This is a genomic window from Pseudomonas sp. V98_8 (assembly GCF_029967975.1).
GTDB classification, from domain to species: Bacteria; Pseudomonadota; Gammaproteobacteria; order Pseudomonadales; family Pseudomonadaceae; genus Aquipseudomonas; species Aquipseudomonas umsongensis.
The window spans coordinates 55548-68827 of the sequence record NZ_JASCAE010000004.1; the positions used below are offsets into that span (position 1 = coordinate 55548).

Here is a 13280-nt window from a genome sequence, read left to right on the forward strand (position 1 = left end):
CATTGTCTGGTAGAATCCGCGGCCTAATTACGTGCGGTATTCAACAATAGTGTTGGGTGGCGGCACGCTAGCCCGAGGAAGACACCATGAAAGCTGATATCCATCCAGAATACCCAGCAGTTGCTGTTACCTGCAGCTGCGGCAACAAGTTCGAAACTCGTTCGACCTTCGGCAAAGCCCTGGCGATCGACGTTTGCAACGAATGCCACCCGTTCTACACCGGTAAGCAGAAGACTCTGGACACTGGCGGCCGCGTTCAGCGCTTCGCAGACCGTTTCGGTGCTTTCGGTGCGAAGAAGGCCTAAGGCCGATCATCCTGGGAAAACGCAGTATTCCCATGCTGATGAAAAAGGCGTCCCTCGGGACGCCTTTTTTGTGTCTTTGATTTGGCTGTAAAGGCCATTTTCAAATAATTGTAGACATTCTTTACGTGAATTGTGAACAGTCTATCCCTTGTGTTTCGCGGCTCTTGGCCCAAAGTCGTAGGGCCGGGCGCTTGACAGGGGTGACCGGTCAGTCTTGTGGGGATTTTGCCAGGCGCGTATCCTCGCTGACCAGTCTGTCCAACAGTAAAAAGCGGAATGCCAAAATGTCTGATCTGAAAACTGCCGCTCTCGAATATCACGCCAATCCTCGTCCAGGGAAGCTGAGTGTCGAGCTCACCAAGGCCACTGCTACCGCCCGCGACCTGTCGCTGGCCTACAGCCCCGGCGTAGCTGAACCAGTACGCGAGATCGCCCGCGATCCTGAGCTGGCCTACAAATACACCGGCAAAGGCAACCTGGTTGCAGTCATTTCCGATGGCACCGCGATTCTGGGTCTGGGTAACCTCGGCCCATTGGCCTCCAAGCCAGTAATGGAAGGTAAAGGCGTACTGTTCAAGCGTTTCGCCGGCATCGACGTTTTCGACATCGAAGTCGACTCTGAAAGCCCGCAGGCCTTCATCGACACCGTCAAGCGCATCTCCATCACTTTCGGTGGCATCAACCTGGAAGACATCAAGGCACCTGAGTGCTTTGAGATTGAACGCGCCCTGATCGAGCAGTGTGACATCCCGGTATTCCACGACGACCAGCACGGTACCGCGATCGTGACCGCGGCCGGCATGATCAACGCCCTGGAAATCGCTGGCAAAACCCTGCCGCAAGCCAAGATCGTGTGCCTGGGTGCTGGTGCCGCCGCCATCTCCTGCATGAAATTGCTGGTGAGCATGGGTGCCAACATCGAAAACATCTACATGGTTGACCGTACCGGTGTGATCCACTCCGGCCGTGACGACCTGAACCAGTACAAGGCCGTCTTCGCTCACGCGACCGACAAGCGCACCCTGGCAGACGCCCTGCAAGGTGCAGACGTGTTCGTCGGCCTGTCCGGCCCGAACCTGCTGAGCCCAGAAGGCCTGCTGTCCATGGCGCCTAACCCGATCGTGTTCGCGTGCTCCAACCCTGATCCGGAAATCTCCCCGGAGCTGGCTCACGCTACCCGTAGCGACGTGATCATGGCCACCGGCCGTTCGGACTACCCGAACCAGGTCAACAACGTGCTGGGCTTCCCGTTCATCTTCCGTGGTGCCCTGGACGTTCGCGCCAAGCGTATCAACGAAGAAATGAAGGTGGCTGCGGCCAACGCCCTGCGTGAACTGGCCAAGCTGCCAGTGCCTCAGGAAGTGTGCGATGCCTACGGCGGCATCAAGCTGGAATTCGGTCGTGAGTACATCATTCCGAAACCAATGGATGCCCGCTTGATCACCCTGATCTCTGACGCTGTGGCCAAGGCTGCGATCGAGACCGGCGTGGCGACCCTGCCGTACCCGAAGAACTACCCGCTCAAAAGCGTGGATGACGTGTTCAACGGCTAAGCCGTTGTAGCGCTTCAACCGAAAGCCCCGGCTCGTTTTGAGCCGGGGCTTTTTTACATCCCTGAGTCTTGCGTCGATTGTGCGGGCCTCTTCGCGGGCAAGCCCGCTCCATGCGATCAACTGTGGGAGCGAGCCTGCTCGCGAAGGCGGTGTAACAGAAAACCCAAAAACCAAAAAAGCCCCGCCTTCTAGCGAAGATCGGGGCTTTTTTTGTCATGTCATCGGATCAGAACAAATCGATCGGCGCGCCCTCATCCGCCGGCAGCGGGCTGCCTGGAGCGTTGCCGTTGCCCAGCTCATTACCGGTTGGCGGCGTATCTTCGACCTTGAACAGCTCGAAGTAGGCCCCAGGCGTGCCTGGCGTGGCTGCACGGCCGCTGATTGGATCTACCCGCAGGCTCAGGATGCCTTCCGGCTCTGGTTGGGTGTGAGGCGGCAGGCCTTTGAGTGCAGCACCCATGAAGTTCATCCAGATGGGCAGGGCGACGGTGCCGCCAAACTCTTTGCGACCCAGGCTTTCGGGTTGGTCGAAGCCTGTCCAGACGGTGGTGACGTAATCGGCGTTGTAGCCCGAGAACCAGGCGTCCTTGGACTCGTTGGTGGTGCCGGTCTTGCCGGCAATGTCGGCGCGGCCCAGGGCCAGCGCGCGACGACCGGTACCGAGCTTGATCACGTCCTCCAGCATGCTGTTGAGGATGTAGGTGGTTCGTCCATCGACAATGCGTTCAGCCACGGCAGGTGTTTGTGGTGCTGGTTGCTCGCCCGGAGCCTGGCCAGGTGTTGCGTTGACCGTAAAGGCTTCGGCGGCGGGTGCGGCGATACCGTCGGTCGCGACGGTGCCTTTTGGCACGCTGGGTGGGTTCGCAACGAACAGTGTGTCGCCATTGCGGCTTTCGATCTTGTCGATAATGTATGGGGTGATCTTGTAGCCACCGTTGGCGAAGGTACTCCAGCCCGTGGCAATTTCCATCGGTGTCAGGGTTGCGGTACCCAGCGCCAGGGACAGGTTGGGTGGCAGGTCCTGCTTGTTAAAGCCAAAGCGGGTGATGTAGTCGATGGTCTTGCCAACGCCCATCGCTTGCAGCAGGCGAATCGAAACCAGGTTGCGTGACTTGTAGAGCGCTTCGCGCAGGCGGATCGGGCCGAGGAAGGTGTTGGTGTCGTTCTTCGGGCGCCAGACCTTATCCAGGTATTCGTCGACAAACACGATCGGTGCGTCGTTCACCAGGCTGGACGCGGTGTAGCCGTTATCCAGTGCGGCACTGTAGACGAAAGGCTTGAAGCTCGAACCCGGCTGGCGCTTGGCCTGAAGCGCGCGGTTGTAGTTACTTTGCTCAAAGGCGAAACCGCCGACCAGTGCGCGGATGGCGCCGTTTTGCGGATCAAGGGAGACCAGTGCGCCCTGGGCCTGCGGGATCTGGCTGAATTTCAGCGAATTGTCCGCCTGGCGTTGCACGCGAATCAGATCGCCGACCTGGGCCACATCCGAAGGCTGCTTGGGGTTTGGGCCCATGCTGTTGGTGTTCAGGAATGGGCGAGCCCATTTCATGGTGTCCCAACTAACGTGTTCGCTGCCGGTGCGGGTCAGCACCTGCAGGCCGCTCTTGTCGACCTGGGTGACGATGGCCGGTTCAAGGCTGCTGATGGTGCGTTGCTTGGTCAGCTCGGTCGCCCACGCCTCGCGCGTCTTGCCCGGCAGACGTGACTCGGGGCCCCGATAGCCGTGACGCTGGTCATAGGTCATCAAGCCTTCGTGGAGGGCGGTGTTGGCCATCTCCTGGAGGTTGCTCGGCACCGTGGTGGTGACGCGGAAACCTTCGGTGTACGCGTCGCTGCCATAGCGGCCAACCATTTCGGCGCGGGCCATCTCGGCGATGTAGGGCGCGTTCACTTCTGGGGTCGGCACGTGATAGCTGGCGTTCAGCGGCTCGTTGACGGCAGTGGTGTAGTCGGCTTCGCTGATTTTGCCCAGCTTGTACATGCGCCCCAGGATCCAGTCGCGACGCTCCTTGCTACGGGCCGGGTTGGCCAGCGGGTTGAATCGTGAAGGCGCTTTGGGCAAGCCGGCGATCATCGCCATCTGCGCCAGGCTGATGTCGCGAATCGACTTGCCGTAATACACCTGCGCCGCTGCCTCGATGCCGTAGGCGCGGTTGCCCAGATAGATCTTGTTGACGTACAGCTCAAGAATTTCGTCCTTGGTCAGCTGCCGTTCGATCTGCAGGGCCAAGAGGATTTCGGTGGTTTTACGCGAGAAGCTGCGTTCGCTGGTCAGGAAGAAGTTCTTCGCCACCTGCATGGTGATGGTGCTGCCCCCGGACTGGATATGGCCGCTTTTGACCAATTGAGTGGCGGCGCGCATCAGGCTGCTGGGATCGACGCCGTAGTGATTGGCGAAGTTATCGTCTTCAGCACTTAGTAACGCATTAATGAAGTTGGGGGGAATGTCGGCGAAACGGATCGGTGTACGGCGCATTTCGCCAAATTCTGCGATCAACTTGTTGTCGCTGCTGTAGACCCGCAGGGGAATCTGCAACTGGATGCTTCTCAGCGCCTCAACAGAGGGCAATCCAGGACTAAGGTAGAGAAACGCCCCACTCAGACCCAGAAGCAGTCCGCAGAATACGGCGACGATGGACCAACCGAAAAATTTCAGCAGACGAATCAAGGCTTTTGGACATCCAGGGCAAAAAATGAATTTGGCATCAGGGTTCAGGCTAAAGGAGAACGACCCGCGCTTGAGAAAAACCGGAAAAAAACGCTGGGCATTATAAGCATTTTTCCGTCCAAGGCGTTATTTGCGCTAGCTGTCAAGACGGGTGGATTGAACGCAACACCCATTATGGAGTCCGTAACTCACGGAAAGTCATAGGGAATTGGTAGTGCTAGGACTCTTCAATAAAAAAGCCAGGTCGCTCCTGGGAATCGATATCAGCTCCACTTCGGTGAAGTTGCTGGAACTGAGCCGCCAGGGCAGTGGCTTTCGGGTCGAAGCCTACGCAGTCGAGCCGTTGCCCGCCAACGCGGTCATCGAGAAAAATATCGCCGAGCTCGATGGGGTGGGCCAGGCGCTGGCGCGCGTGCTGGTCAAGGCCAGGACTAACCTCAAGTACGTAGCGGTGGCCGTGGCCGGTTCGGCGGTGATCACCAAGACCATCGAAATGGATGCCGGCCTTACCGATGACGAGATGGAAGACCAATTGAAGATCGAGGCCGACCAGTACATCCCTTATCCGCTGGACGATGTCGCCATCGATTTCGAAGTCCAGGGCGTTTCCACGCGTAATCCTGGGCGGGTCAACGTATTACTCGCCGCCTGTCGCAAGGAAAATGTCGAGGTCCGTGAGGCCGCCCTGGCCCTGGCGGGCTTGACTGCACGCGTGGTCGACGTGGAGGCCTATGCCCTGGAGCGTTCGTTCGGTTTGCTCAGGATCCAACAGGGCGTCGCTCAAGGGCGCTTGGTGGCAGTAGTCGATGTCGGAGCAACCATGACCACCCTGAGCGTGCTGCATGAGGGGCGGATTATCTATACCCGAGAGCAATTGTTCGGCGGCCGTCAGCTTACCGAGGCAATCGAGCGCCGATATGGTCTGACCGTTGAGCAGGCTGGCCTGGCGAAGAAACAAGGCGGCTTGCCGGATGATTATGTCGGCGAAGTGCTGCAGCCGTTTCGCGAGGCGCTGGTACAGCAAGTATCGCGCTCATTGCAGTTCTTCTTCGCTTCGGGCCAGTACAGCGCGGTCGACCAGATTCTGTTGGCCGGCGGTACCGCGTCAATCCCTGGTCTGGATCGGTTGATCGAGCAGCAATTGGGAACGCCAACGCTGGTGGCCAACCCGTTTTGCGACATGACGTTGGGCAGCAAGGTCAACGCCGCGGCCCTGGCCAGCGATGCGCCGGCGTTGATGATTGCCTGCGGGTTGGCCCTCAGGAGTTTCGACTGATGGCGCAGATCAATCTATTACCCTGGCGCGAAGAGCGACGGGAACAGCGGCGCAAGCGCTTTCTCCTGGTGCTGGCAGCTGTAGTGCTGGGTTCGGCAGCCGCCTTGCTCGTGGTCAACCAGGTCATCGGCAGTGCTATCGAGCGGCAGATTGCACGTAACAACTACATCGGCAGACAGATCGCCATGGTCGACGAGCGGATCAAGCAGATCAGCGATCTCAAGGCTCGTCGCCAACAATTGGTCGAGCGCATGGGCATCATCCAGGACTTGCAAGGTAATCGTCCGATCAGCGGGCGAATATTTGATCAACTGGCGCGGACATTGCCCGACGGGGTGTATTTCACCGAAGTCAAAATGACGGGCAAGACCTTGTCCATCACCGGAGCGGCGCAATCGAACAACCGTGTTTCAGACCTGATGCGAAACCTGGAGGCGTCCGACTGGTTCGATGCGCCCAGCCTGACTGAAGTCAAGACGACGACCGCGGGCCAGCTGGACCAGGCCAATGTTTTTCAGTTGACCGTTCGTCAAACCCGGACCGCGGCCGTGGAGGATGGCGAATGAGTCCGTCCGAATGGCTCGACGGGTTGCGCAGGATCGATATCAACGATCTGGATACTCACAACATGGGGGCCTGGCCACCCGCGATTAAAGTCCTGATGGGCATTGTGGTCGCGATCCTCGTGCTGTCGATCGGCTACAACTTTTCCACGAGCGAGCTTGAAGACCAGCTTGAGCTCAAGCGAGAGGAGGAGTCGACACTCAAGGAGCAATTTGCCAGCAAATCCCATATGGCGGCGAATCTGGAACTTTACTCCCAGCAGATGAAGGAGATGGAGAATGCCTTCGGCGTGCTGCTACGGCAGCTGCCCAGCGACACTGAAGTCCCAGGCCTGCTGGAAGATATCACTCGAACAGGGCTGGGCAGCGGCCTGGAGTTCGAAGAAATCAAGCTGTTGCCGGAGGTCGCCCAGCCGTTCTACATCGAATTGCCGATCAAGATCACGGTCACCGGTGCCTATCACGACCTTGCCACTTTTGTCAGTGGCGTGGCCGGGTTGCCGCGTATCGTCACCCTGCATGATTTCGACCTCGCGCCGGTCAATCCGGACGACGGACCGAAATTGCGCATGAGCATCCTGGCCAGGACTTACCGCTACAACGACAAGGGGCTGCATTGATGAGCCCGCTACGTGGTTGTTCGATAGTGGTTTTGGTCGCCGTATTGGCAGGCTGTGACGGCGGCGATGATTTCAGCGACCTGGACGCCTCCCTGAACGAAATACGCCTTCGGGCGCCGGGCAAAATTGAACCAACGCCGACATTTCGGTCTTACCCGACGTTCACCTACAACGCCGCCAACTTGCGCAGCCCGTTTTCACGGCAGGTCAAGGTCGATCTGGCACACCAACAGGGGGCGCGCAACGTCAAGCCTGACCCCAGCCGGGTCAAGCAGTACCTCGAGGGTTTCAACATCGAGCAGTTTGAAATGGTCGGCACGATTTCCAATGCGGCAGGCTCCTTTGCACTGCTGCGCGGCGCCGGTGGGGTGCATCGGCTGAAAGTTGGCGATTACCTGGGGCGTAACGACGGCCGGATAGTCGCCATCAGTGGCTCGCAAGTCGAAGTGGTAGAAATCGTTCCTGACGGCGAAGGTGCCTGGCTGGAGCGGCCGCGGATCCTTCCTTTGAAAGAGCACTCATAGTGGAACTCGTACAATGAACAGGATTTTCTCCACCCTCGGGGTATCGCTATGGATAGCGTTGCTGTCACCGATGGTACAAGCGGCCAACCTCAAGGCGCTGGATGTCGCCGCGTTGCCGGGAGACCGCGTCGAGTTGAAGCTGGTGTTCGACCAACCGCCTCCGACGCCCCGTGGCTATACGACGGACTCTCCTGCCCGGATTGCCCTGGATCTGCCCGGTGTCGTCAGTCAGCTGGCGAGCAAAACTCGCGACCTGGGCAGTGGCAATGCCCGCAGCGCGACCGTGGTGGAGGCCAAGGATCGTGCGCGGCTGATCATCAACCTGACCCAGTTGAGCCCCTACGACATGCGGGTCGAAGGCAATAACCTGTTTGTGGTCGTCGGGCAGGGAGGTAAACGCCCTGCGCCAAGAGCGGCCGCTGCTGTACCGGTCCCGGTTCCGGCGCGCGCGGTTGCACCGACAGGCAAAGCGATTCGTGCGGTGGATTTCCAGCGGGGTACCCAGGGCGAAGGCAATGTCGTGATCGACTTGTCGGATCCGTCCATTGCACCCGATATCCAGGAGCGCGAAGGCAAGATTGTTCTCGGCTTCAGCAAGACCCGACTGCCCGAGCCGTTGCGTGTGCGCCTGGATGTGAGGGATTTCGCCACGCCGGTGCAATTTGTCAATGCCAGTGCCACGGGGGACAAGACGACCATCACCATCGAACCCAACGGTGCCTTTGACTATTCGACCTACCAGACCGACAACAAGCTGACCGTCAGCATTCGTCCGATGACGGTCGACGACCTGCAAAAGCGCAACGCCGATCGCAACGCCTACAGCGGTGAAAAGCTTTCGCTTAATTTCCAGGACATCGACGTGCGCTCGGTACTGCAACTGATCGCCGATTTCACCAACCTCAATCTTGTCGCCAGTGACACGGTCCAGGGGGGAATTACCCTGCGCCTGCAAAATGTACCCTGGGACCAGGCGTTGGACCTGGTACTGAAAACCAAGGGCCTGGACAAGCGCAAGCTGGGTAATGTGTTGCTCGTCGCTCCGGCCGACGAAATTGCCGCCCGTGAACGCCAGGAGCTGGAGTCGCAAAAGCAGATTGCCGACCTGGCGCCACTGCGTCGGGAACTGTTGCAGGTCAATTACGCCAAGGCGGCCGATATCGCCAAACTGTTCCAGTCGGTGACCAACGCCGAGGCGAAAGCCGACGAACGGGGATCGATCACGGTCGATGAGCGCACCAATAACATCATTGCCTACCAGACCCAGGACCGGCTCGACGAATTGCGGCGCATCGTTGCGCAGCTGGATATTCCGGTACGCCAGGTGATGATCGAGGCGCGTATCGTTGAAGCCAACGTTGACTACGACAAGAGCCTTGGCGTGCGCTGGGGAGGCTCAATACAGAACAAAGGCAACTGGAATGCCTCGGGAGTCGGTAACGGCACCAGCGACGGCGGCAGCACCAGTTCGCCGTTCGTCGACCTGGGGGTCGCCAACAACACGTCGGGCATCGGCATCGCCTTCATCACCGACAACGTATTGCTGGACCTTGAATTGACGGCCATGGAAAAGACCGGCAATGGCGAAATCGTCTCGCAACCCAAGGTCGTCACTTCCGACAAGGAAACCGCAAAGATCCTCAAGGGCACCGAGATTCCCTACCAGGAAGCCAGCTCCAGCGGCGCTACTTCGGTCTCGTTCAAAGAGGCTTCGCTATCGCTGGAGGTGACGCCGCAGATCACGCCGGACAACCGGATCATCATGGAGGTCAAGGTCACCAAGGATGAGCCGGATTACCTGAACAAGGTCCAGGATGTGCCGCCGATCAAGAAAAACGAAGTCAATGCCAAGGTCCTGGTCAACGATGGCGAGACGATCGTCATTGGTGGTGTTTTCTCAAATACTCAAAGCAAGGTTGTAGATAAGGTGCCATTTCTTGGCGATGTGCCGTATCTTGGCCGCCTTTTCCGGCGTGACGTGGTTTCGGAGAAAAAATCCGAGCTGTTGGTGTTTCTCACACCGCGTATCATGAATAACCAGGCGATTGCTGTGAGTCGTTGATTCTGTGCGAAATTTGATACTTGTAGGACCGATGGGGGCTGGAAAAAGCACCATCGGCCGATTGCTGGCCAAAGAGCTGCGCTTGCCATTCAAAGATTCCGATAAGGAAATTGAATTACGCACGGGCGCCAATATCCCATGGATCTTCGACAAGGAAGGTGAACCGGGCTTTCGTGAGCGCGAGCAGGCAATGATTGCCGAGCTGTGCGATTACGACGGCGTGGTGCTGGCGACGGGCGGTGGGGCGGTTATGCGCGAGGCCAATCGTCGGGCGTTGCGCGCTGGCGGACGGGTGGTCTATCTGCATGCCTCCGTCGAGCAGCAGGTCGGCCGCACTTCCCGCGACCGCAATCGGCCATTGTTGCGTACAGCCGATCCGGCCAAGACCCTCAGGGACCTGCTCGCCATTCGCGACCCCCTTTATCGGGAAATCGCCGATCTGGTGGTGGAAACGGATGAACGACCGCCGCGAATGGTCGTGCTCGATATCCTGGAGCGCTTGCAGCAATTGCCGCCCCGTTAAAGCGTCGCACGAAATGCGCTATCCTCGGCCTCCTGCCATGACCGCTCGAGGTTGTGGCGAATGGCCATCGAGCGACGTCACACCAGCGGTGGCCTTAGACATTCGTTAACCCAAGGCAGGTTGCCTGATTCCATCTTCACTGTGGGGACACATGCAGACACTCAAGGTCGATCTAGGCGAGCGCAGCTACCCGATTCATATTGGCGAAGGTTTGTTGGACCAGCCTGAACTGCTGGCCCCGCATATTCGCGGACGGCAAGTGGCAATCATTTCCAATGAAACCGTTGCGCCGCTCTATCTCGAACGCCTGACCCGCAGCCTTGCGCAGTTCTCGGTGATTTCCGTGGTGTTGCCCGACGGCGAGGCCTTCAAGACCTGGGAAACCCTGCAATTGATTTTCGACGGTCTGCTGACCGCACGGCACGATCGGCGCACCACGGTGATCGCCCTGGGTGGCGGCGTGATTGGCGACATGGCCGGTTTCGCGGCTGCCTGCTACCAGCGCGGTGTCGATTTCATCCAGGTTCCCACCACGCTGTTGTCGCAAGTCGACTCTTCGGTGGGAGGCAAGACCGGTATCAATCATCCGCTGGGCAAGAACATGGTCGGCGCCTTCTATCAGCCGAACGTCGTGCTTATCGACACCGCCTCCCTCAATACGCTGCCGGCCCGCGAGCTGTCCGCCGGCCTGGCCGAAGTCATCAAGTACGGGTTGATCTGCGATGAGCCGTTCCTGACCTGGCTCGAAGACAACGTCGACCGCCTGCGCAACCTGGATCAGCAAGCCCTCACCTATGCCATCGAGCGCTCCTGTGCGGCCAAGGCTGCCGTGGTCGGCGCCGACGAGAAAGAGACGGGAGTACGGGCAACGCTCAACCTGGGGCACACCTTCGGTCACGCCATCGAGACCCACATGGGCTATGGTGTCTGGCTACATGGTGAAGCGGTGGCTGCTGGCACTGTCATGGCTTTGGAGATGTCCGCGCGCCTGGGCTGGATCAGCGAACAGGAACGCGATCGCGGCATTCGCCTGTTCCAGCGCGCCGGCTTGCCGGTTATTCCGCCTGAAGAAATGACGGCAGCCGATTTTCTCGAACACATGGCAATTGACAAGAAAGTGATCGACGGTCGTTTGCGCCTGGTGCTGCTGCGCCACATGGGCGAAGCGGTAGTGACCGACGATTATCCGAAAGAGGTTCTACAGGCCACGCTGGGAGCGGATTACCGCGCCCTGGCTCAGCTTAAAGGTTAATAAGAACGCGATGACTAGTTTGCATGCCGACGAGGCTTTCCTCGGCCACTACCAGTTGAGTCATGACCCTTTTGCTCCACGGGTCCCTGGCTTCAAGTTTTTCCCTGCCCAGCGCAAGCCGGTGCTGGGGCAGTTGCACCATCTGGCGCGTTACAGCCAGTTGCTGTTGGTGGTCACAGGTCCGCATGGCAGTGGCAAGACCCTGCTGCGTCAGGCCCTGGTGGCCAGTACCAACAAGCAGACCGTGCAAAGCGTGGTGGTTTCCGCCCGTGGTGCGGGTGATTCGGCTGGCGTGTTGCGCCAGGTTGCCCAGGCACTGGACGTTGCCCAGGCTGAGATCGGGGCAATTCTGAAACAGGTGGTGCAGCTTGCTCTGACTGGGCAGGAAGTCTATCTGCTGGTCGATGACGCCGAGCAGCTCGACGAGTCTGCGCTTGAAGCCTTGATGGCCCTGGCCGCAGGAGCTCCGGAAGGCCGTCCGCATGTGTTCCTGTTCGGCGAGTCTTCGATGATCGCTCAGCTTGAGGCCTTGCAACTTGAGGAAGAACGCTTCCACGTTATCGAGCTGCAGCCTTACACCGAAGAGGAAACGCGTGAATACCTGGAGCAGCGGCTTGAAGGCGCCGGCCGGGGTATCGAACTTTTCACTGTAAATCAGATCTCTGATATTCACGAAAGCTCCGAGGGTTGGCCTGGCAACATCAATCAGGTTGCCCGCGATGCGATGATCGAAGCCATGATTGCCAGCCGCTCAGCGGTGAAGCGTCCAAGTATGGGGTTCAATATGCCGAAGAAACACGTATTGGCGATTTCCGCCGTCGTTGTGGTCGCGGTAGCCGCCGCCTGGTTGATGCCCGGTCGCAGCAAGGCACCGACCACGGGTGCGCCTGCCAATGAACAGGCGCAACTGCCGCTTGGCCAGGGTTCGTCGGGCGGTGCTCCGGCCGTCGAGTTCGCGGGCAATACGCAACCAACGCCATTGCCGTTGGTCGGTAATTCGCAGCCCGTCATGCGGGCGCCATTGGCCGAAGCGGCGGGTGGCATTACCGAGGGCGATGACGGCGTGCCGGTCGAGGGTTCCAGCGCGACGCCGCCGACCGTGACCACCATTGCACCGCCAGCGGGTGTTCCAGCCGGTCCTGCGCCAACGCCAACCGCCAAACCGACGCCTGCACCGACCCAGGTCGCTACCGCCAAGCCAGCGCCTGCTCCGGTTGCCAAGCCGGCTCCAGCTCCAGCGCCAGCCAAGCCAGCCGCCGTTGCTGCCAAGCCGGCCGAGAAGCCAGCGACCGCTGCCAAGGCTGCCGGTGGCACCTGGTACGCCGGTCAGGCGCCGGGCAACTACGTGGTGCAGATCCTCGGCACCAGCTCGGAAACGGCCGCGCAAAGCTTCGTCAAGGAGCAAGGCGGCGAGTACCGTTATTTCAAGAAAGTCCTCAACGGCAAACCGCTCTACGTGATCACCTATGGCAACTTCGCCAATCGTGATGCAGCCGTTTCCGCCATCAAGGCCTTGCCAGCGAAGGTCCAGGCTGGTAAACCTTGGCCTCGCACTGTCGCCAGCGTCCAACAGGAACTGGCAACAACTCGCTGAAGATTCGGCGGCCTTACCCAGGCCGCCTCTCCAAGCACCTCAAAATTTCTACAAGTGCGCGCAACCTTCCGGGCTGCGTGCCTTGTGGTGTCTGCGTCACAGTAGTCTTTGAGTCGTAGCGGTCAAAATTAAAAAAAGTTTTGACTAGCACAGCAGATCGCTTTAAACCTTTCACAAATGCGACATAGATTTGCGACATTTCGTCGCCAAATTTGTGAGGCCAAGTGTCGGTGTGTACAATGACCTCCCTTTTGCCCCCGCAAAGCTGGCGTACGTTCGGCGCGGATGGTAAGTGGTTGAATTGAAAAGAAATTTGCCTCGATAAGGGGCAGCCTGGTGA

The 13280-nt window shown here is 59.1% G+C and carries 11 protein-coding genes; 10 read left to right on the top strand and 1 reads right to left on the bottom strand.

Annotated elements, in window-relative coordinates; genetic code table 11:
* Positions 1–86: 86 nt before the first annotated feature.
* Entirely contained in the window at positions 87–305 is a 219-nt protein-coding gene (gene rpmE, locus QLG10_RS04225) for a 50S ribosomal protein L31 (protein WP_008047849.1), read from the top strand.
* Between the two features lie 284 nt (positions 306–589).
* The gene (locus tag QLG10_RS04230; protein ID WP_110754725.1) at positions 590–1858 is read left to right on the top strand and encodes a malic enzyme-like NAD(P)-binding protein; all 1269 of its coding nucleotides are present in this window, start codon (positions 590–592) and stop codon (positions 1856–1858) included.
* 226 nt (positions 1859–2084) lie between these two features.
* Here the strand turns inward: QLG10_RS04230 and QLG10_RS04235 are convergent, their stop codons facing one another.
* The gene (locus tag QLG10_RS04235; RefSeq protein ID WP_110754723.1) at positions 2085–4526 is read right to left on the bottom strand and encodes a penicillin-binding protein 1A; all 2442 of its coding nucleotides are present in this window, start codon (positions 4524–4526) and stop codon (positions 2085–2087) included.
* Between the two features lie 214 nt (positions 4527–4740).
* On the opposite strand from QLG10_RS04235, the gene QLG10_RS04240 reads away from it, so the two are divergent.
* The 8 genes from QLG10_RS04240 to QLG10_RS04275 all read left to right on the top strand — a co-directional run bounded on the left by QLG10_RS04240 (position 4741) and on the right by QLG10_RS04275 (position 12940).
* Entirely contained in the window at positions 4741–5802 is a 1062-nt protein-coding gene (locus tag QLG10_RS04240) for a pilus assembly protein PilM (RefSeq protein WP_282485704.1), read from the top strand.
* Complete coding sequence (locus tag QLG10_RS04245) at positions 5802–6368, top strand: PilN domain-containing protein (protein ID WP_188264554.1); 567 nt, start codon at positions 5802–5804, stop codon at positions 6366–6368. The genes QLG10_RS04240 and QLG10_RS04245 overlap by 1 nt, the downstream gene beginning before the upstream one ends.
* Positions 6365–6985 (top strand): type 4a pilus biogenesis protein PilO, encoded by a 621-nt coding sequence (locus QLG10_RS04250; RefSeq protein ID WP_110754716.1) that lies wholly within the window; start codon positions 6365–6367, stop codon positions 6983–6985. Before QLG10_RS04245 ends, QLG10_RS04250 begins: the two co-directional genes overlap by 4 nt.
* Positions 6985–7509 (top strand): pilus assembly protein PilP, encoded by a 525-nt coding sequence (locus QLG10_RS04255; RefSeq protein WP_110754714.1) that lies wholly within the window; start codon positions 6985–6987, stop codon positions 7507–7509. The genes QLG10_RS04250 and QLG10_RS04255 overlap by 1 nt, the downstream gene beginning before the upstream one ends.
* A gap of 13 nt (positions 7510–7522) precedes the next feature.
* On the top strand, positions 7523–9571 hold the full coding sequence (pilQ, locus tag QLG10_RS04260; protein ID WP_282485707.1) for a type IV pilus secretin PilQ: 2049 nt from the start codon (positions 7523–7525) through the stop codon (positions 9569–9571).
* Positions 9572–9575: 4 nt separating this feature from the next.
* On the top strand, positions 9576–10094 hold the full coding sequence (aroK, locus tag QLG10_RS04265) for a shikimate kinase AroK (protein WP_032831512.1): 519 nt from the start codon (positions 9576–9578) through the stop codon (positions 10092–10094).
* Between the two features lie 151 nt (positions 10095–10245).
* Complete coding sequence (aroB, locus tag QLG10_RS04270; protein ID WP_110754710.1) at positions 10246–11346, top strand: 3-dehydroquinate synthase; 1101 nt, start codon at positions 10246–10248, stop codon at positions 11344–11346.
* Positions 11347–11356: 10 nt separating this feature from the next.
* Positions 11357–12940 (top strand): AAA family ATPase, encoded by a 1584-nt coding sequence (locus QLG10_RS04275; RefSeq protein ID WP_110754708.1) that lies wholly within the window; start codon positions 11357–11359, stop codon positions 12938–12940.
* The last annotated feature ends 340 nt before the right edge of the window (positions 12941–13280 follow it).

What these genes read in the sequence shown, in the direction of transcription:
- rpmE (WP_008047849.1), top strand. Translation starts at nt 87, where the DNA reads ATGAAAGCTGATATCCATCCAGAATACCCAGCAGTTGCTGTTACCTGC.
- QLG10_RS04230 (WP_110754725.1), top strand. Translation starts at nt 590, where the DNA reads ATGTCTGATCTGAAAACTGCCGCTCTCGAATATCACGCCAATCCTCGT.
- QLG10_RS04245 (WP_188264554.1), top strand. Translation starts at nt 5,802, where the DNA reads ATGGCGCAGATCAATCTATTACCCTGGCGCGAAGAGCGACGGGAACAG.
- QLG10_RS04250 (WP_110754716.1), top strand. Translation starts at nt 6,365, where the DNA reads ATGAGTCCGTCCGAATGGCTCGACGGGTTGCGCAGGATCGATATCAAC.
- QLG10_RS04255 (WP_110754714.1), top strand. Translation starts at nt 6,985, where the DNA reads ATGAGCCCGCTACGTGGTTGTTCGATAGTGGTTTTGGTCGCCGTATTG.
- pilQ (WP_282485707.1), top strand. Translation starts at nt 7,523, where the DNA reads ATGAACAGGATTTTCTCCACCCTCGGGGTATCGCTATGGATAGCGTTG.
- aroB (WP_110754710.1), top strand. Translation starts at nt 10,246, where the DNA reads ATGCAGACACTCAAGGTCGATCTAGGCGAGCGCAGCTACCCGATTCAT.
- QLG10_RS04275 (WP_110754708.1), top strand. Translation starts at nt 11,357, where the DNA reads ATGACTAGTTTGCATGCCGACGAGGCTTTCCTCGGCCACTACCAGTTG.